The 19,943-nt window shown below is 64.3% G+C and carries 14 protein-coding genes; 7 read left to right on the top strand and 7 right to left on the bottom strand.

Features of this window, described 5'->3' with window-relative positions; genetic code table 11:
* Positions 1–324: 324 nt before the first annotated feature.
* Genes DM995_RS19790 through DM995_RS19775 form a run of 4 tightly spaced genes read left to right on the top strand, consistent with a single transcriptional unit; the run spans position 325 to position 6,344 of the window.
* Positions 325–2,862 carry a TonB-dependent receptor gene (locus DM995_RS19790; RefSeq protein WP_232824582.1) on the top strand — a complete coding sequence of 846 codons (2,538 nt, stop codon included), beginning with the start codon at positions 325–327 and terminating at the stop codon, positions 2,860–2,862.
* Positions 2,856–4,061 carry a Ca2+-dependent phosphoinositide-specific phospholipase C gene (locus DM995_RS19785; RefSeq protein WP_116970785.1) on the top strand — a complete coding sequence of 402 codons (1,206 nt, stop codon included), beginning with the start codon at positions 2,856–2,858 and terminating at the stop codon, positions 4,059–4,061. Before DM995_RS19790 ends, DM995_RS19785 begins: the two co-directional genes overlap by 7 nt.
* A gap of 23 nt (positions 4,062–4,084) precedes the next feature.
* Positions 4,085–5,317 (top strand): YdcF family protein, encoded by a 1,233-nt coding sequence (locus DM995_RS19780; RefSeq protein ID WP_232824581.1) that lies wholly within the window; start codon positions 4,085–4,087, stop codon positions 5,315–5,317.
* A gap of 28 nt (positions 5,318–5,345) precedes the next feature.
* Complete coding sequence (locus DM995_RS19775) at positions 5,346–6,344, top strand: phospholipase C/P1 nuclease family protein (protein WP_116970783.1); 999 nt, start codon at positions 5,346–5,348, stop codon at positions 6,342–6,344.
* 460 nt (positions 6,345–6,804) lie between these two features.
* On the opposite strand, the gene DM995_RS19770 is transcribed toward DM995_RS19775, so the two are convergent.
* Positions 6,805–7,767 carry a TetR/AcrR family transcriptional regulator gene (locus DM995_RS19770; RefSeq protein WP_157973390.1) on the bottom strand — a complete coding sequence of 321 codons (963 nt, stop codon included), beginning with the start codon at positions 7,765–7,767 and terminating at the stop codon, positions 6,805–6,807.
* 59 nt (positions 7,768–7,826) lie between these two features.
* Between DM995_RS19770 and dsdA the strand changes: the two genes are divergently transcribed.
* On the top strand, positions 7,827–9,143 hold the full coding sequence (gene dsdA, locus DM995_RS19765) for a D-serine ammonia-lyase (RefSeq protein WP_116970781.1): 1,317 nt from the start codon (positions 7,827–7,829) through the stop codon (positions 9,141–9,143).
* 71 nt (positions 9,144–9,214) lie between these two features.
* Here dsdA and DM995_RS19760 read toward each other — a convergent pair whose 3' ends face one another.
* From DM995_RS19760 to DM995_RS19735, 6 genes are all read right to left on the bottom strand, one after another.
* On the bottom strand, positions 9,215–10,516 hold the full coding sequence (locus DM995_RS19760) for an NAD(P)/FAD-dependent oxidoreductase (RefSeq protein WP_116970780.1): 1,302 nt from the start codon (positions 10,514–10,516) through the stop codon (positions 9,215–9,217).
* Positions 10,517–10,583: 67 nt separating this feature from the next.
* Positions 10,584–11,879, bottom strand: coding sequence for an MFS transporter (locus DM995_RS19755; RefSeq protein WP_116970779.1), 1,296 nt, complete (start codon positions 11,877–11,879; stop codon positions 10,584–10,586).
* Positions 11,880–11,951: 72 nt separating this feature from the next.
* Positions 11,952–12,815, bottom strand: coding sequence for an alpha/beta fold hydrolase (locus DM995_RS19750; RefSeq protein WP_116970778.1), 864 nt, complete (start codon positions 12,813–12,815; stop codon positions 11,952–11,954).
* A 113-nt stretch (positions 12,816–12,928) separates the two neighbouring features.
* Entirely contained in the window at positions 12,929–15,190 is a 2,262-nt protein-coding gene (locus DM995_RS19745) for a TonB-dependent receptor (RefSeq protein ID WP_198669523.1), read from the bottom strand.
* Positions 15,191–15,630: 440 nt separating this feature from the next.
* Positions 15,631–16,392, bottom strand: coding sequence for a class II aldolase/adducin family protein (locus DM995_RS19740; RefSeq protein ID WP_116970776.1), 762 nt, complete (start codon positions 16,390–16,392; stop codon positions 15,631–15,633).
* A 107-nt stretch (positions 16,393–16,499) separates the two neighbouring features.
* Positions 16,500–17,036 (bottom strand): VOC family protein, encoded by a 537-nt coding sequence (locus tag DM995_RS19735; protein ID WP_232824580.1) that lies wholly within the window; start codon positions 17,034–17,036, stop codon positions 16,500–16,502.
* 354 nt (positions 17,037–17,390) lie between these two features.
* Between DM995_RS19735 and DM995_RS19730 the strand changes: the two genes are divergently transcribed.
* Positions 17,391–19,031, top strand: a complete 1,641-nt coding sequence (locus tag DM995_RS19730) for a GMC family oxidoreductase (RefSeq protein WP_116970774.1) — start codon at positions 17,391–17,393, stop codon at positions 19,029–19,031.
* Positions 19,028–19,943 (top strand): acetolactate synthase large subunit (locus tag DM995_RS19725; protein ID WP_116970773.1); only part of this gene is annotated, 916 nt, incomplete at its 3' end. The genes DM995_RS19730 and DM995_RS19725, both read left to right, overlap by 4 nt.

The raw sequence follows: 19,943 nt of genomic DNA, 5'->3' as shown, positions 1-19,943 counted from the left end.
GACGACGGCCAGTCGCACCCGCCGCTCCAAGGCTGCGGCCTTGCAGCAAGGCGAATGCGATCGTGCTCCTTAAGGCGTGCCTGGTCAGGCGTTTGGCCCATGGGCAAGCCCGTCGAGCCGGCAGCCCAAGCGGCCCGACCCGGCCCATCCACCGTTACCCTGCGCCCAGGCGCGAGCTCCTGGTCCGTGGTGCCACCAGCGTCATGGAAGGCCGAACTATGAACTGACTTGCGAACCACCCAGAGCTGTCATCAAATCGTATACAGCCGGTCATGCTCGCCCCCTAATGGCCTGCCCAGCCAATCACGGCGGGGGAATCGCACCATGAAATCACGCACTTTTTTTGCTCGCCTGTTGCTGGGCACGGCCCTGGCAACCGGTCCTGTCGCCGCAGCCCATGCGCAGACTGCCGCCCGGGCACCCGCAGCAGAAGCCGGAACCGATGCCGATGAAGACAAGGACACGCGCGCGGCGTCGACGGGCAACGAGATCATCGTCACGGGGTCGGCGACAGAGCAGCGCAAATTCGATGTGTCCTATGCGGTCACCGCGCTGTCCAATGACGACATCCAGAAGCTCGCGCCGCTCAACTTCGCCGATCTGCTCGGCAATATTCCCGGCATCCATGCGGAAGCCACGGGCGGCGAGGTGCAGAACGTCTATCGCCTGCGCGGCATCCCCAACGAAGGCAGCTTCCAGGCCTTTCATCAGGACGGCCTGCCGATCTATCACGACAATGACGGCCCGTTCTTCAAGGGCGATGTGCTCAACCGTGTCGACCTGATGACGCAGACGGTGGAATTCGTGCGCGGGGGCCCGGCCCCGATCTTCGCCAGCAACGCATCGGCCATCTACAATGCGATCACCGTGACCGGTTCGGAGACGCCCGCAGGCGCGGTGCGCGTCACTCTGGGTGATACCGGGCTGTACCGGCTCGATGCCTACCATTCGGGGCCGATCGGTGAGCGCACCTATTTCGCCGCAGGCGGTTTCATCCGCCGGCATGACGGCTATCGCCCGAACGGCTTCCCCAGCGATGACGGCGGCCAGTTCCGCGCCAATATCCGGCATGCGTTCGACACGGGCGAGGTCAAGCTCTCGGTCCTGTACCTCAACGACAAGAACGTCTTCTATCTGCCGATCCCGGTGGCCGATCCGCGCAACCCTTCGGTCTCGCTCGATCGCTTCCTCGATTATTTCGAAGGCACGCTGAATACGCCGGCGCTGCGCAACGCGCGCCTGCTCTATTCGAACGGCGCCGGCGGCACCACAGTCGAGGATCGTGACCTCGCCGATGGACGCCACACCAAGATGTACAGCATCGGCCTGGAATATCGGCAAGAGATCGGCGACTGGACGTTCGATGCCAAGGGCCGCTTCACCGATGGCCGGGTCGATTTCGATGCGCTCTATTCGACCACCAACCCGGTCGACAGCACCGTTTTTGCCAACAGCTTCCTGACCGCAGCCCGCGCCGCGTTCAACACCCCCACCGCCACCGTGGCGCGGCTGGGCTATGCGATCGGCGGCACCGGCGGTGCGACGGTATTCGATCCCACCGCGACATCGGGCCTGGTGCTGAGCGCGCAATATCGTGCCATCTCCTCGGACTTCTATTCGGGCCAGGGCGAACTGCGGCTGTCGCGCGAGTTCGAAACGGGTCTGGGCAAGCACAGCGTCGTCTTCGGCGGCTATGCCGCCGCCTATGGCAACGAATATAGCCAGCGCTATCAGGACTATCTGTTCGAACTGGCCACCAAGCCGCGGACGCTCGACCTGCTCGCCTATTCGGCGACCGGCCAGGTGCTGGGATCGGTGACCGACAAGGGCGTGCTGCGGTATTCGACCACGCTGACCGCCGGCGAGAGCGATGTCACGATGTGGGCCGTTTTCGCCAATGACACCTGGCAGGTGACCGACAATCTGCGCATCGATGCCGGCATCCGCCACGAACGCTATGTCTTCAAGGGCTGTGGCATCGGGCAGACGACGGTCAATCTGGGCGACCCGACCACGCTCGCCGACAATGCGACGCGCGCCTATACCGGCGTGCCAACCAACCGGCGCTTCACCGAAGACGTGACGCCCTGGACTGTCGGTGCGAATTACGACATCAGCCAGTCCTTCGGTGTCTATGCCCGCGTCGCAGAGGCCTTTCGCGTACCGAGCGAGTTCAACGTCTATTCGGGTGCGGCCAATGTCACCCCCAAGGCGCGCCAGTACGAACTGGGCGTCAAGATCGCGCTACCGGGAGTCTCGGCCTATCTGACCGGCTTTTATACCAAGTTCGATCCGTTCAACGCCTCGTTCCTGGCTTTCAACCCCAATACCGGGCAGAACAACGTCCCGCTGACCTTTATCGGCTCGGCGGTGACCAAGGGCGTCGAAGCCGATATCGATATCCGCCCGGTGCGCTGGCTGTCGCTGGCGGGCACGGTGACGGTCAGCGATCCGACCATTTCGGATCTGGTCAACGAATTCGGCGCATCGGCAGCGGCGGTCGATGGCAACCAGCTGATCCGCCAGCCCAAGATCTACGGAAATTTCCGCCCGACCGTGTTCTTCAATCTGGGCGACCTGCAGGTGCAGACCTATCTGCGCTACAACTATACCGGCAAGCGCTTCGTCGATCTGTTCAACCTCACCGAGCTGCCTGCCTATGACACGCTCGGCGCGGGCATCGTCGCCGATTACGCCAACTGGTCGTTCCAGATCGTGGGTGACAATATCACCAACGCGCGCGGCCTGACCGAGGGCAACCCGCGTACCGACCAGCTCGCGGGACAAGGCGCGAGCCAGGCGATCTATGGACGTCCGCTGTTCGGCCGCAACGTGCGCTTCGTGGTGACCCGCAAATGGTGAAGCACCTGACCTTGGGTGCAGCATTGGCGGCGGCGGCAGTCATGCCCGCCGCCGCTGGTGCCGGTTCGCCAGCGCAGGAGCGCGCCGATCCCAGACTCAACGAGATTCAGGTCATCGGGACGCACAACAGCTATGCGATCCCCGCCGATGCGCGCGCCATGGCGCTGATGGCCCCGCAACTGGCCGCGGTCTACGCCGCGATGACGCAGCAATTGCCCGAAGACCGGCGCGCCGCGCTGGCCGAAGAGCATCCGGCGGGGATCAGCGACCCGGCGATTTCGCTCGACTATGTCCAGATGCCGCTGGAGGCGCAATTGCGCATGGGCGTGCGCAGCATCGAGCTTGATCTCCACCCGGATCCGGCAGGCGGGCTCTATGCCGACCCCCTGCCCTATCGCCAGCTGCGCGCGCAAGGCGTGCGCGATCTGGCGCCGATTTACACCGATGCCTTGCGGCAGCCGGGGATGAAGGTGCTGCACGTCGCGGATCTCGACTTTCGCAGCCAGTGCCCGGCTTTTCGGGACTGCCTCAGCCTGATGCGGCGCTGGTCCGATGCCAACCCAGCCCACAGTCCGGTGTTCGTGCTGCTCGAACCCAAATCGTCAGCGCTCGGTCGTGTTGTCGAAGGTGCGGCGATGGTACCCCCGTTCGATGCTTCCGCGTTCGAGGAGGTCGATGCGTCGATCCGCGACATCCTGGGGCCTGGGCGGATCTTCACCCCCGACCAGTTGCGCGGCGACCATGCGACGCTGGAACAGGCTGCGCTCGCCAGGGCCTGGCCCAGATTGTCGCAGATGCGCGGCAGGTTCGTGTTCCTTTATCTGGTGCCGGGTCTGAACCTTCAGACCTTCGCGCCCTATATGCAGGATCGGCCTTCGCTGCAGGGCCGCGCCGCCTTTGTGCAGGGCCTGCCCGGGATGGCGCACACCGCATTCGTGCTGGTGGACAATGCCCTGACCCGGCCCGAGCGTATCCCCGAGTTGGTCCGCGCCGGGTATATCGTCCGGTCGCGCGCCGATATCGACACCGACGAAGCACGCCGCAACGATCCCGACCGGCGTGACCGGACGCTGGCAAGCGGGGCGCAGGTGATCTCCACCGACTATCTTGCCGCGCCCAATGTGCACGGCAACCGCTATCACGTCGCGCCCTTCCAGGGCGGATGGCGTTGTAACCCGGTGATCGGAAAGTGCCGCTGATGAAGCGCTTGTTTCGCATGTTCATGGCCATACTGGCCCTTTGCGCCATGCCCGCTGCTGCCCTGGCCATCGATCCACCGGGCTATAGCGCGCCCTTTGACGAAACGCTTGAAACACTGAACTTTCCGCTGCTGGTGATGGTGCGCACGACCCCCGGCTGGGGCGAGGCAATCCGCGACGACGCCACGCTGGCGGCTCTCGCCAGGCAACGGGCGGAGCGGGTTCAATCGGCCCCCGGCTGTTCGCCCAAGCCTGTCTGCCTCGCCGAAGCGTGGGAATGGACGACCGCCGATATCGCCATCGTCGACGATGCGCTGCGGCGCCTGTCCGCCGATTCAGAGCGCTTGCAGGCGCTGGTAACGCGGCAGATGCGTCTGTCGGGACGCTTTGCCCGGCATGAGACACTGGCCGATTCCGCACTGCTCGCCGCCGCCTGGGCCGATACCGCCGCCGGAATGAACCAGGTGATCGCGGTCTATGCCAAGGGCACCGCACCGCGCTATCCGCTGATCGACGGCATGATCTTCGATCCCCGGGACGAGCGTTTTGCGGCCGTGCTCGGTGCGCATGGGCAAGTCACGGCGGCAGGCAGCGGGCCCGGCGATCTGGTCTTCGATGCGCCCGCCCGATATGCCATCGGCCTGTTGCGGATGAACGAGCGTACCGAGGCCGCAGCCTATCGTCCGCTGCTCCAGGGCAGCAATGCAGCGCCTGTCAGGCTGGCGGCCCGCACGCGCTGGGCGGATTACCGCTATCCCGCGCTGCTGGTCTTCGGCCATGGTCCCGAAGATGCCCAGTCGCGCACCGGCCCCCTGGGCCATATCCGCATGGCCCGGGCCGCCGATCTGTTTGCCGCCGGCCTTGCGCCGTTCATCGTCGTGAGCGGCGGCAATGTCCATCCCAACCGCACCCCGTTCAACGAGGCGGTCGAGATGAAGCGCATCCTGATCGAGCAGTACAATGTCCCGGCGGAGCGCATCCTCATCGAACCCCATGCCCGGCACACCACCACCAATTTGCGCAATTGTGCGCGGCTGCTGTTCGCCGCCGGCTTGCCCACCGACCGTCCGTCGCTGATCGTCACCGACCCGGCGACCGCCGGCTATATCGGCAGCGAGGGGCTGATGACCCGTACCCTTCAGGAAACCGGCGTCGTGCCGGGCCGGGTTACCGCGGCCGATACGGCCTTTGCGTTCGAGTTTCTGCCGTCGCGCCAGACCTTCCATGTCGATCCCCGCGACCCGCTCGACCCCTGATCAAACTGTCCGATACCGGAGAAAGTCCATGTCCCGATCGCTCTTTGCCCTTGCCACTGCGCTTCATCTTTCAGTTGCTGCCGTTCCGGCACCGGCACTGGCATGGGGAACGACCGCGCACACTGCCATCAACCGCGCGGCGATCACCAGCATTCCGCAGGACGGCCCGGTTTTCCTCAAGGATCATATCGATTTCATCGGCGGCCTCGCCAGCCTGCCCGATATCTGGCGCTCGCCGTCCGAACCGTTTTCCAAGATCGAGGAGGACCCCAATCACGGCTGGTTCAGCGAGCAGTTCGCGTTCATGCAGGCCAAGCCCCGTTCGCGGTACGAGTTCGTCATCGCGCTGCTCGACCACCAGCGCAAGGTGGCAGACCCGGCTTCGGACGAGGCGCTGCGGACCAATGTGCGCTGGACCGGCACGATGCCCTACGCCATCGTCGAGGCCTATGGTCGGCTGGTGGCGGGCATGCGCTGGCACCGGCGCCTCGCCGACGAGGGCAAGGATACACGCTTCATCGATCAGGCTCTGGCCTATGATGTCGTCCGGATGGGCCATTATATCGGCGATGGCGCGCAGCCGCTGCATGCCTCGATTCACAGCGATGGCTGGCGCGGTGACAACCCCAAGGGCTATACCACCGATCGCACCATTCACAGTCGCTTCGAAAGCCAGTTTGTCGACATGATCGGCCTGACCGAAAAGCAGGTGGCTGCCCATGTCGCACCGCTCGCGCGGCAGAAGGGCGATCTGTTCGACAGCGTTCTGGCGTTTCTCGACGACAGCGCGGCGAACATGGAACGCGTCTACCAACTCGACAAGCTGGCAGCCTTTGCAACCCCCGATTCCAGGCCCGCGCGTGAACTGGTCTATGCCCGCACCGGTATAGGCGCGAGCATGCTGCGCGACCTCATCACGCGCGCCTGGGCCGAATCCGCCAACCCGCCCGCGCGCCCCGCCGCAGACCCGCTCGACCCCGGGAACCCGGCCTATAATCCCGAAACAGGATCAGCCCCGGCGTTCTGACGGCGGAATGGCGATGGAAGGCGGCCAGCCGCTGTCGGCGGCCGCCGAAGCCACCGTATGCCGATCATAGAGGCTCCAAGCGCGACGGGACTCCAACCCCAATAAATCGGACTTACGTCCGATCAATCCCGCACATCCATTTGACAGCCAAGCTGTCCTATCGGCCATCCGGTTGGAATGCGACGGGCCAGCCAATTCCACCGATCGGCTGACGACCGGAGGCAGTGCCGACCCATGCGGCCACAGCCCACGCACGGCCCGCATTCGGCGAGCGAGAAAGCGGCGCCGCCTCTGCAGAGCACTGCTTGCATGACCGGCATCGGTCGGAATCAGCCTGATACGAGCGTGCGCTGAGAACCGTCTCCACAGGCGTCGAGCCGCTATCTGGCGCCCAAGGTCATGGCGTCGTCGGCAACGGCCCCGGCTGCTTTCTCGCCGCTTCGAGATGGAAACACCGCGATCAGTCGCTGACGAGCTCTGCGGTGTCGCTGGATTCGTCGGGCGCTATCACCTTCGCGGGCATCAGGTCGGGAAAGAAGTTCCGGAGATAGCCGAGACTGGCGCGCATCGATTCCTCGAAGGCGGCGTCGTCGATTACCCCGTGTCGCAAGTAGGAAGCCGACCAGAAGAGATCGAGGATTTCGCCGTTTGCGGTGAAGACCGCCTCCAGTTCGGGGAGCGGCGGCAGTTCGAAGCGGCGCCTGAGCGCCTTCAGCATCGCGGCTCCCGTTTGCGAGTTATGCTCGAAACTGGCAAGCCGGTTCTCGCGGTGCAGCATCGGTCCGTAGAGCGCCTCGCAGGCCGGACGGTTGGCGTTGAAATATTCGCGTGCGACAAGCGCGCCTGCCCGCATCTCCTCCTGCCAGGTGCGCTTGCCATCGCGCGGCAGTCGCTCGCTATGCTCGACAAGGATATGATGCAGTTCCTCGTCGAAGCGTCGCCCCAGTTCGAGCTGCAAGGCGGCGATGGTCGGGAAATGGTAATGAACCGAGGGCTTGGAGATGCCTGCCTCGGCCGCGATGTCCGAATGACTGAGATCTTCGATGTTCACGTCGCGCAGCAGACGTTTGACCGCATCGACGATTTCTTCGTGCCGTCTCCTGCTGCGACCCTGGACCGGCGCGAGTTGCGAACGCTGCGCCGCTTCCGAACGACTCTTGCGGTGGGTCGATTTCGGCGTGACTTTCGCGCCGCTGCTGCTTTTCATCGAATTCGGGCCCCGGAGAGATGATGAGGTACCGCGCCGCGCCTCGGATGGCGCTGCGGTTGCTGTACCGCGTAATGGCAAATTAGCAAAAATCCAATCTCGGTCTGCATGGCGCGTGCGAGAAGGCAGGAGACTGAGGCGCGCGCACAGCGCCACGCGCGCCGCCAAGCTCGCGTTTTCCATGCCCGGGCGGTCGCGCGCCCGCCAATTCATCATTGACCCCAACCGCCTTTCGGCTATCTGATTTTGGACTAACGCCGAATAAGGATCGGCCCATGAGCCATAACGACACCATTCTCGATCGGCTGCGCGAGAAGCAACCATCGCTCTGGATCAACCCTGCGGCCGGGCGAGCCCCGGAGGCGGCCGAGCCCGCGATCGATATCGCTGCGGCCGAGGCAAGGCTGGACCGGGCTCAGCCGCTCCTTGCCAAGCTCTTTTCGCGCTCCGCAGCGGGCCGGGTCACCCACTCGCCCCTGATTGCGGCAGATGCGCTGGGGGCGGCGCTCGGCGCGGACCCTCAGATGGGGCGCTGGCTGGTCAAGGCCGATCATGAACTGCCGATTGCCGGATCGGTGAAGGCCCGCGGCGGGTTTCACGAAGTGCTCGCTTACGCGGAGCGCCTCGCCATCGAGCAGGGACTCATCGCGCCGGACGCGCCGCTCATGGCCCTGGCCTCGCCCGAGGCGCGCGAACTTTTCAGCCGGCATTCGGTGGTCGTCGGCAGCACCGGCAATCTCGGGCTCAGCATCGGGCTGATTTCGGCAGCACTCGGGTTCCGGGCGATCGTCCACATGTCGAGCGACGCGAAGGAGTGGAAGAAGCAGCGATTGCGCGATCACGGCGTGGTCGTGATCGAACATGCAGGCGACTATGCGAATGCGGTTGCGCAGGGCCGCCGCGAAGCCGAGGCAGACCCGGGTTCGCATTTCGTCGACGACGAATATTCGCTCGACCTCTTTGTCGGCTATGCCGCTGCGGCGCGCGAACTGGCGGCACAACTCGCCGAACAGAAGATCGCGGTCAATGCGCAGCATCCGCTCTTCGTTTACATTCCGTGCGGGGTCGGGGGAGCACCGGGGGGCATAGCGTTCGGCCTCAAGCAGCTGTTCGGCGATCATGTGCACTGCGTCTTCGCGGAACCCGCCGCCTCTCCCTGCATGATGGTGCAGATGATCGCTGGCGACACGCCGATGTCGGTCTATTCGCTGGGGCTCGACAATCGCACCGAAGCCGATGGACTTGCGGTCGGCCAGGCCTCGCTTCTCGTCGCACCGCTCATGCATACGCGCCTCGACGGTGCGTACACGCTGACCGACGACCAGATGTTCGCCTTGCTGGGCAGCGCGGAACAGGCCCTGGGCTTGGCGATCGAGCCGTCGGCCGCGGCAGGAATGGCGGGTCCGCTGATGTTGACGCAGAGCGCGGCAGGCAGAGCCTTTTTGGCCGCGCGCGGCCTGGGTCCGCTGATGGCGGGCGCGGCCCATGTCGTGTGGACGACCGGCGGCTCGCTTGTGCCCGCCGCCGAATATGCAAAATTCCTTGATCGTGCACGCAGGACGCCGCTGGATCTCGATTTCAGCGACGCCTGAGGAGTGCGCCAGACAGCAATGCGCTGTGCCGGGCAGCCCAGCATGGCCGTGCGGCCGAGAAGCGCGGCTCGTCAGCCGTCTCGCATCGCACGACGAGCTGCGCGTTGTCCGCTCAGGAGCCCGCCCTCCATATGGATGAAATCGTAGTCGGTTCCCGCGAACGACACGCCTTCCAGACCTTCGGCATAGGCCTTGAAGTCGAGGATGCGGCGATGTGCGCCGACCGGATAACGCGCGATTCCCCAGTCGTGTCGGACAACCTCGACGTGCTCGACCCATTGCCGGATCTGCGGGACGAAGGCCTCCATGTCGTCCAGAGCATGGGCGATGATGTCCGCGTCGCTCTGCTTCACGAGATCGAGCGTGTGCGGATAGGTCGGCCAAGCCGAGATGATCGACTTGCCGCTCGGCACCGAAAAAGGTGTCTTCATCGCGTGATCCACCGCCATGTTGAAGACGGCGGTGCGGTGGGCGTGGCCGAACCAGCGCGCGACGCCGCCGCCCACGGGCCGGTCGAGGAAGAAGAATACGAGCGGAAGTGGAATATGGGCAAAGCCGGACAGGAAGCTCTTGGCCGGACCGAACTCGTCGGGAACCAGCGTCCCGGCATGCCCCGCCGGACAGGCGACGATCACGTGCGAAGCCTTGAGCGCGCGGCCGTCCGCCAGCTGAACGCCATCGACGCGGCCGCCGGTGGTCAACAGCTTTTCGGCCGGCGCGCCGTAAATCACGGTCTGCTTGGCGGCGAGCCGCTCCAGCAGCGTCGCGTTCCCCGTTCGTAGCGCGAAGCTTTTGGTGGTCAGGGCGAGCTTGAAGCTGTTGACGACATAATAGAGGTTGGTCTCCTCGGGCGTGCAATTGCCCATCGCGTGGGTCATCGGCTTCAGGACGAAATCGTGGAAAGGCTCGCTGTAGCTTCTGAAGGCTTCGGCCGCCGTGACATTGTCATATTCAGGGATGTCGACGGCGGTTTCGAACTGTTCGAACGGCTTGGCGAACGAGAAATATTTCGCGGTAAATTTCATCAGGTCCAGCGCGCCGCGCGGGCCTGCGATAAGCGGCAGATCGGTGCTGGACGTATGCAGCTTCGACTTTCCCCTCTTGTCGAGAAAGACAATCTTCTCGGACGACGGCATGAGGTCCTGCGTCAGACCCTCGCGTTCGACCATGGCCAGCATCTGTTCGTAATTGCTGTGAATGCCCTGCCCGCCAGCTTCGGTGGAATCGCCCTTGTATGCGACCCGCCGCACCCGTCCGCCAGGACGCTCGCTCGCCTCGACGACGGTGACCGAGCGCCCTGCCCGCCGCAGCTCGTCAGCCGCCGCAAGCCCCGCGATCCCTGCGCCGATGACAATGATGTCGTCCTTGTTCATTTAATATGCCTTCATTTCAGGATCCGGCGGGCGCCGGCAAAAGAGGTCGTTCGACATGCCGATGGCGTCATGCCGGCTTTCCGAGATGCGTTTCCGCCATCCGCCCCGGACGCCAGGCACCGAAAAGCGTCGGCACGGCGTAGGCGATCGCCAGTGCGGCGACAAAACCGGACGCGCCCCAGCGCTCGAACGCCAGACCGCCGACCGGGCCACCAGCCGCCATGCCGAGCTGAAAGCAGCAATAGAAGAGACCATAGGTCGCCCCGAACACCGCCGAGCCGAACTGCCGCTTGAACAGGGTCACCCAGAGAATCTCGCCTCCTCCCAGGCCGTAGCCCAGAAGCCCCATCCCGAGTGTCGCCGCTGCCGCCGAAAGCCCCTTGACCGCGAGCCACAGCGCCGCAATGCCCGCGAAAAAGGCAAGCGATACGGCCAGGCTCGTCACGATCGGCGGATACCGGTCGCACATCCAGCCCGAAAGGATCACGCCCGCGAGCGCCGTCGCGGCGAAGAGGCTGAGCAGCAGCGCGGCATGCGCCTGAGTCAGTCCGAGCGCATCGAGGAAGATGGGCGCCTCGGCCTGGAGAGCGATCGTGGCGAGACCGGCGCACAGCGCGGCAACCGACATGGGCACCGCCGCTGTCCAGTTGATGTGGAGCAGCGAGGGCCGACCCATGGCGGCGGTCGCTGGCCTGTCGGCCGATTGTCCGGCATCGGGAGCCGCGCCTTCGATCGCCGCCACATCGATGGCGAGACTTTCGGGCGATCGCCCGCCCCGGACCACCGCGATCGCGACTGCGAGCGACAGGCCGACAAGCACTCCGAGCAGCGCTGCGGCGTTTCGCCAGCCATAATGCTCGTAGAGCCATACGGTGAGCGGGCCGATGAATATCTGCCCGAAAGCCGAAGAAGACCAGACGATGGCCATTGCGGTGGAAAAGCGCCGGCGGAACCATTGGGCGACGATCACCGGACCCGCCGGAACCATGGCGACCATCCCGATGCCCATCACCACCCGCGCCGCCGCCATCTGCTCGTAGGTCGTGACCCATGGCATCGCGAAGAGCGTCGCGATCTGTACGGCCATGCCGAAGACCACCATCCGCCACGCACCGAGGCGCGTGACGGCGGGCCCCAGAACAAGAGCGAGCGGCCCGGTGAGCCACATGGCCGAGACGAGCGCGCCGGTCTCGCTTTCGCTCCAGCCAAACTCCGCGCTCAGGGGCACGGCGAACATGACGAAGGCCGAGATGGCGACACCGATCAGCACCGCGCCGAGCAGCGCGAGCGCAAAAATGACGCGCCATCCGAAATAGGGCCCCCGCCCTCCCGACTCTTCCATGTACTTCACGAAACCCGTCATCGAGCCTCCTTTGCGCGTCGTCCCGCGAGCCCGGCCGCCGCCAGGGTCCGGTCACCCGACCCCGGCGTCGCCTTACCCATCGACGCGCGCGAGAAACTCGTCCACCGCCGCGTAGGATTCGGGCTCCCAGAGCATCGGCGGATGGCCACAGCCCGGGATCGTGTAGATCGTCGTATGGGGATTGGCCGCGACCATCCGGTCGGCAAGCTCTCTGGTCAGGAACTCGGAATTCTCGCCGCGCAGCACCGCGATCGGGACGCTGATCGCGTTATACTCCTGCCAGAAGTCGGGGGTGACAGCCCTCATCCGCGGGATATCCTGGTTGGTGAGTTGATCGAAATCGCGAACCCACGCGCCATTCTCATTCTGCCAATAGGCGCGCCGCGTCATCTTCACCCACTCCGCATCGCCGTAGCGCGTAAAACCTGGCGCATTCTGCTCCTTGATCATCGCCAATGCTTCGTCGAAGCTGCGCTCGCCGCCGCCCGAGAAGGTCGCCGCCTTGGCGCCTGCGCTGGGCGGTGCTTCGGGCCCGGTGTCGTTGAAGATGAAGCCGGCAAAGAGTTCCGGACGCAATTGCCAGAGGCGCATCGCGACATAGGCGCCAAGCGCAGTGCCGAGGAAGACCGCGCGCGCGATACCGCGGGCAGCCAGCAGACGCGCGATATCGTCGACGAGCCGTTCGAAGGCATAATCGGAGACATCGGTCGAACGACCCGACCGACCGCGGCCGCGCATGTCGGGCGTCAGGATATAGCGCCAGGGCGCGAGATGTTCGGCGAGTTCCTCGAAGTCGCGTGACGTGCGCCAATAGCCATGAAGAGCAATGAGCGGAACCTTGGGAGCTCCCGGATCACCGAATTCGCGGACATAGAGATTCATGTCGGGCGTCGCCGCGAACCCGGTCTCCCGATATGTCCTGCCGCCGTCGGCCATGAATTACTCCTCTGGATGCTCGTTGAAGGGGATTGTGCCCCGAAGCCCCGGGGTCAGGGAAACAGCTGGAGCGGGACGGCTGGACTGACCGGCCGCCCCGCATAGTCATCCGACTAGAATTTGGCGCCGACGCGAAGCCCGATCACGCGCGGCTCGGCGTATTGGAGCAGCGCATAGCCCTGTGGCGCCTGGCTGAAGATCGCGCTCACATATTTCTTGTCGGTCACGTTGCTCGCGAAGACAGAGATCCAGTAGCGGTCGTCGAGTGTGAGCTTGGCGTTGAGATCATGGACCGTGTAGCCCTTGCCAAGCAGCAGCGGCTCGTTGACGATGTTGAAATAACGATTGCTCGTATATTTGGCGACATAGCCAAGATAGAGGTTCGCCCGGTCGCTGAGGTCGATCGACTGGCCCGCATTCCAGCCGACCTGCCATTTCGAGGCGAGCGTCGGCCGCTGGGACTGGACTCCTTCGGGGGTCACGATGCCCTTCACCATCGGATCGGCATAGGCGACATTGAACCCGATATTGCCGCCGCGCCACGGGCGGGCGTTGACCTCGACTTCAAACCCCTTGTTCGTCGCGTTCTGATTGAACACGGTCGCTGTGACACCCGAAAAGAAATAGGTCTGTGCGCCCTTATAGTCATAGTAGAAGGCGCTCAGATTGGCTGTCACCTTGCCGTCGGCAAGAGTCGTTTTGACCCCGCCCTCATACGCATAGAGCTTTTCGGGCCCGAAACCGAACCGGTCGACGAGCGAGGTTCCGTCGGGCGAAATCGTCCAACCACCGCCCTTCAGTCCCTTGCTGGCACTCACGTAGAAGAGAAGATCCTGCGTGGCCTGGAAATTCAGGCCGACCTTGCCGCTCCAGTCATCGTTCTTCTGCTGCTGTGCCACGTTGCGAAGCGTTCCGAGCGTGCCGGGGGCGCCGTCCGAATAGCCGGGAAAGATCACCGCGCAACTGTCGGGCGTAAAGTCGATGCAGTCGACCGCGAGATCGAGCTCATTCTTGTCCCACTGATACCGCCCGCCAAGGATGAAGGTCAGCCGGTCGGTCAGATCATATTCGCCCTGCGCGAAAAGCGAGAAGGAGCGTGTCGTCTGATTGAAGAGTGCCTGAGAGCGCGTCGAGAAGCCGAAGAATTCGGGAACGGTGAAGCTCCCATCATAATCACCGTCGATCTTTATGTAATAGCCGCCCGCGGTCCAGCGGAAGCCGCCGTGATCGGCCTGGAAGCGAAGCTCCTGGCTGAACGTGTCGACATCGGAACCGGTCGCGAAAACGAGGCTGTCGGTCGGACCGGCATCGGAGTCCTCCAGATAGCCGACCTTGGTGCGCGTGTAGGCGGTGGTCGAGTTGAGCGAGACAATCCCGAGAGCCTGCTCATAGGTCAGCGCCAGCGTCTTGTTGTTCTTGGTCAGAAAGCCCGGACGATTTACCTCGACCGTGTAGGGGTCGGGATTGGTGTCGCGATAGCCGAAGAGATCGTTCCCGGGACCGCCGCCCCAGGCATCGACGTCCGCGGGCAGCGGTTCGGGGTAGAGCGCTCCGGGCGGGGTCCAGGTCGCGACATGCTTGCCGGCGCGCGCAGTCCCTTTCTGGTCGAACCCTTCCGCGCGCAGCGTGAAAACGGTGTCCGGGTTGGGTTCGAAACGAACCTGGATGCGGAGCGCGTCGACGTTGCGGGTCAGCAGGTTCCGGCCAAGAGTGTTGTTGATGAAGCCATCCGATTCGAGATGCGATCCGGCGACGCGGACCGCGATGACGTCATTGCCGAAATTGACGAAACCCTCGAGCTGACGCAGTTCGTATGAACCGAGCGAACCTTCGATCTGCGCGCTGAAGCCTTCCTCGGGCTTGTTGGAAATGAACTGAATGAGACCGCCGGTTGCATTGCGTCCGAAAAGCGTCCCCTGCGGCCCCCGCAGCGCCTCGACGCGCTGAAGGTCGAAAACGGGAAAGCCCGCCGCAGCGGTGTTCGCGACATAGACACCGTCCTGGTAGAGGGCGATCGGTGATTCCTGCTGCGCGGAACCGTCGGGCAAGCTGACGCCGCGGATCGAATACGCCGTGACCGGCGAGCCGGCATTGGGAATGGTGTTGAGTGCGGGAACGAGTTTGGCGATGTCCGAACTCTGGATGATCGCTCCGTTCTCGAGCATTTGCGGTGCGAGCGCCGTCACCGCGATACCGACCTTCTGCGCTGATTCTTCCCGCCGGTTGGCTGTCACCACGATGGTGTCGCCGGCATCGTCCCCGGCTTCCGCATCCGCATCCGCGGGCGCGGTCTGCGCATAGGCAACGGAACTCAGCGGAAACAGCGCGAGGGCTGCGCAAGCGAGCGGGCTAAATTTGAGACGGGTCTTCATCATGATCATCCTCCCTTAGGTTCGCTCAAACGCGTCCTGAGCATCGCGCAGCGACACCGCCTGGGCAGTGCCGAAGCGGCAAAATGTCTTCCTGCGTTCTTTCGATTCCCTGTTGGCCGGGAATTCGAGACCGAACTTACAGCCAACCATATTGAACGCAAGTCCAATTTAGAGTGGAGGTTGCATGGGAGCTTTGCGCATAGCCGGGAGCAAGGCCGCACCGCGGTCGATCACTTCCGGCTAAATATCGGATTTTAGTCTAGTAATTGCGTCCCGCGCGCGGCGCGCACCGGGAAATCGCCGAAGCGATCTGAAATCGGTTTGGACCGGTTGGCCCCGGAGGCTGCCCTGTGCCACGTGCACAGCGGGGCGACGGCTATCAGCCTGACCATTTTCTCGAATGCGGCCGCCCGAAAGCCTCCCGCCGCTTAGCCCTGCAAAATTCAGGTGGCGTAACCGGGATCGAGACGATCGAGCTTACGCAAGAGCGCCGGCCACAGATTGTCGACCACGACGCCCTTTCGCAGTTCCTCGGCGAAAACGGGCCGCACATGCTCGGAAACCGAGATAAGGTCGTGGTCCTGACCTGCGAGAAGCTGGATTTCACACGCAGAACGCAGATTCGCCATGCGACCGAAGGCCATCGGGGCGAGCGCGCCGATCGTGACCATGCCATGGTTGTGGAGGATGAGATAATTCTTGTCGCCGAGCGAAGCCTGTACCGGCGCCATCTTGTCCTCATAGGTCTCGACGCCGTCATAGTCATGATAGGCGACGCCCTCGGCCAGCGCGAAATTCGCCGGTTGCGAGATTGGCAGCAACTTGTCTCGGCGCGCCGAAAGCGCCGCGGCGTAGCGGTCGTGCGAGTGGATCACGAAATTTGCGTCCTCGCGGACGGCGAACACCGCCTGGAGCGGGTACCAGGCTCCCCGAAGAATCGAGAAGGGCGTGTCCGAAACTGTCTCGCCGTTCAGGTCGATACGAACAAGCGACGACGCGGTTATCTCCTCGAACAACAACCCCATCGGGTTGAACAGATAGTGGTCGGTCCCGGGGATCCGCGCGCCGGCGGGCGACTGGCTCATATCCCACCAGTCAAAGAGCGTGATCAATCGGTATATCGCGGCGAGGTCGACGCGCGCCCGCCATTCCGCGTCGGAGACTTTCCCCTTGAGGGACGAATATTCGATATCACCGATTTTCATAAGGCCTCTCGCATGCGTATGCCGACCGCCAATCGCGCTTCGGGCAAAGCTATTTCTGACTAACGTCTATTTCTATACTGCAATGTGCCAAGGTGCAAGTTCGCGCATCAGGCCTCGGCGTCCGGGACCGATGCGATGGCGTCGACGCCATCCCATTGCTCGGCGGCCGCCTTCATGAAGCTGAAGGCCGCCGCCGTCTCGGGACTGGCCTGGATCAATTCGAGCATGGCTCCTCCATGCAGCTCGGTGTCGAAGAAGCGCGTCTCGACCCCGCTCTCGTTGACCAGCCGCTGCACCATCGCGACACCTCGCGCGGCGAGCATCTCGGTATCGGCTTCGAGATCGCGGCTCATGATCCCGACATGCTGCTGGCCCGGACCGCGCGATTTGAGGAAGTCGAGGAAAACCGATGGCGTGTCGTCATGTTGCTGGATGAGCTCGATGTTCACGTCACCGCTGTAACCGAAGGCCAGCGATACATCGGGCATGTGCGCTTCGCCGCGATGTTCCGCCGCCGCATAGCGGGCGTGCCTGATCACGAAAAAGGGCCCGGCGCCGAGGGTGTGCGCCCAATGCTCGATCGCAGCGTCGAGGTCCTCCACGACATAAGCGAACTGGAAAACGCCGTCGAAACGCTTGCTCATCAACCTCTCCCTCATGTCCGGCGGATGCCAGTTCCGATCTGCCGAACGCTCACCTCGCAGAATTAGACTCCAGACCAATTCGGCGCCGCCAGCCTCTGTCTTCATGAGATGCCTTCAATCCGCTTGCTCGCTCCGAGCATGGCCTGAAAACCGCGAATGTTGGGCCCCTTTCGTCGACCAGCCACTCTATTCAAGGCTCCGAAAAACTCCGCGCTGGCACGCTCTAATTCTATCATTAGGCCAATTATAACGCCGCTGACAAGCCCCAGCCGCCCCCGGCTCACCCCACAACGGCAGTGCACAGCCCATTGACGAGTTCGGACTTATGTCAGATACCTGCTGCGAAAAGTGTGGATGGAAGAGGATGTCCGGGCCGTGTCAGAGACCTTCGACTATATAATCGTCGGCGCTGGATCGGCTGGCTGCGTCCTTGCCAACCGGCTGTCCCGCGACGACGGCGCCCGCGTTCTCCTGCTGGAAGCGGGCGGACGGGATAGGCATCCGCTGATCTCGATCCCGGTCGGCGCGGCGCCCATGCTGCGCGGACGAATGTTCCAGTGGGCGGACAGCTCGGAGCCCGATCCCACGCTGATGGGCCGGCGTCAGTGGGTCCCGCATGGCCGCGTGCTCGGCGGAACTTCTTCGATCAATTTCTTTGCCGCGACGCGCGGCCACGCCGCGGACTATGACCGCTGGGCAGAAGCAGGCGCGCATGGCTGGGACCACAAGTCGCTGGCGCCGTTCTTGAAGGAGATCGAGCATTGGTGCGGTCCGCCCGACCCGCGACGCGGAAGCGAAGGCGAGGTGGGAATCGTCGCGTCGGCCAGCTCCGACCCCATCATGGCCGCCTGGTTCGACGCGGTCGCGGGGCAAGGCGGGGCGCTGAATTCGGATTATAACGCCAATGAGCAGGAAGGTTTCGGCTGGCTGCAGTTCTCGATCCGCGACGGCCGGCGTTCATCATCGGCCCACGCCTTTCTGCGTCCCGCGATGCGGCGCCGCAATCTCACCGTCCGGCCCGGTGCGCATGCGACGCGCATCATCGTCGAGAAACAACGCGCGAGGGGGATCGAATATCTCCAGAACGGCAAGATCCGGCGGGCCGAAGCCGCGGTCCGGCTGATCCTTTGCCTTGGGGCGATCAACACGCCGCACCTGCTGCTATTGTCCGGGATCGGGCCGGCTGAGCATCTCGGTAGCATGGGCTTGCCCGTGATCGCGGATCTGCCGGTGGGCCTGGGACTGCAGGATCACCTTGCGGTTGAAACCGGATGGACACGGAACGATCACAGTGCCCTGCATGCGTCGCTGCGGATCGACAGGCTTGGGGTCAGCATGCTGCGCGCAGGTATGTTGCGCAGCGGTCCCGGGACGCGCCTGCCGGGGGTGCTGGTCGGGTTCGAACGGACCGCCCCGGCGCTGCGGCAACCGGACATCGAATATCTCCTGAATCTGGCGCCGCCCCATGCCGACCGCTGGTGGCCGGGCCGGCCCTATCGAGACGGTTATGGAATTCGCGTCCAGCTCATGTCGCAGCGAAGCACGGGGCGTGTCTCGTTACGCTCGACCGACCCGATGGACCGGCCGCGGATCGAATATCAATCGCTGGCCGACCCGCACGATCTCGCGACCCTTCGCGAGGGTCTTCGCCGCGCCATCGCCCTGGGCAATGCCCCCGAGCTTGCACCTTTCCGGGGCGAGCAAATCCTGCCCGCCCCGATCAACACCGACACCGAACTGGACGACTTCATCCGCCAGACAGCGGCCCAGCAATATCATCCCGCGAGCACGTGCCGGATGGGAACCGGCGCGGGCACGGTTGTCGATCCCGAGCTCAACGTGCACGGCGTCGATCGCCTCGGTATCGTCGATGCCTCGGTGATGCCGCACCTGGTCTCGGGCCATCCCAATCTGCCGACGATGGCGATGGCGGCGAAAGCGGCCGCCCACTGGCTCGGCGACCACCCAAACCATGACAAAGGAGATCGCCGATGAACGGAGCCGAAACCCTGCTGCGGACCCTGCTGGCCGGCGGCGTCGATACCTGCTTCATGAACCCGGGAACGTCGGAGATGCACTTCGTCGCCGCGCTCGACAAGGTTCCCGGGATGCGGAGCGTCCTGGGGCTGTTCGAGGGCGTGGTGACGGGAATGGCGGACGGCTACGGCCGTATCTCGGGCCGTCCGGCCGCAACCTTGCTGCACCTCGGTCCGGGCCTGGCCAATGGACTGGCCAATCTGCACAACGCCCGCAGGGCCGGCACCCCGCTGATCAACATCGTCGGCGACCACGCGACAGGCCATTTGCGCTACGATGCGCCGCTGGCGTCCGATATCGCCGGATTTGCGCGCCCGGTGTCGCACTGGGTGCATAGCGCCGTCAGCGCCGATACCGTGGGGTCTGACACCGCGCGCGCGATCAGCGCCGCGCGGGCGGCGCCCGGCCAGATCGCTACGCTGATCCTGCCGGCGGATGTCGCCTGGGGCGAAGCGGAGGGGCCTGCCGATCCGCTGCCGCATCAGGCGCTGGCATCGGTCCCGACCCGGACGATCACCAAGGTCGCAGAGCAGCTTCGGTCGGCGGCGAAGCCGGCGATCCTGCTGCGTGGCGAGGCGCTGACCGCTCAGGGCATCGAGACCGCACAGCGTATCGCCGCGGCTACGGGGGCCGCCTTGCTGGCCGATACGTTCGCGCCGCGCCAGCGCGGGGGCGCGCCGTTCGCGGACGTGCGCACCATTCCCTATTTCGCCGAACAGATTCTCGAGTTCCTCGCACCTTTCGATCTGCTGGTGCTGGTCGGCGCAAAGCCCCCGGTGTCCTTCTTCGCCTATCCCGACAAGGCCAGTTGGTGCGTGCCGGACCACACCCGCCTCGCCCGCCTCGCGATGCCACATGAGGATGCATGCA

The organism is Blastomonas sp. UPD001 (assembly GCF_003426715.1).
Classification (GTDB): Bacteria; Pseudomonadota; Alphaproteobacteria; order Sphingomonadales; family Sphingomonadaceae; genus Blastomonas.
This window is presented reverse-complemented; position numbering and strand designations above follow the sequence as displayed.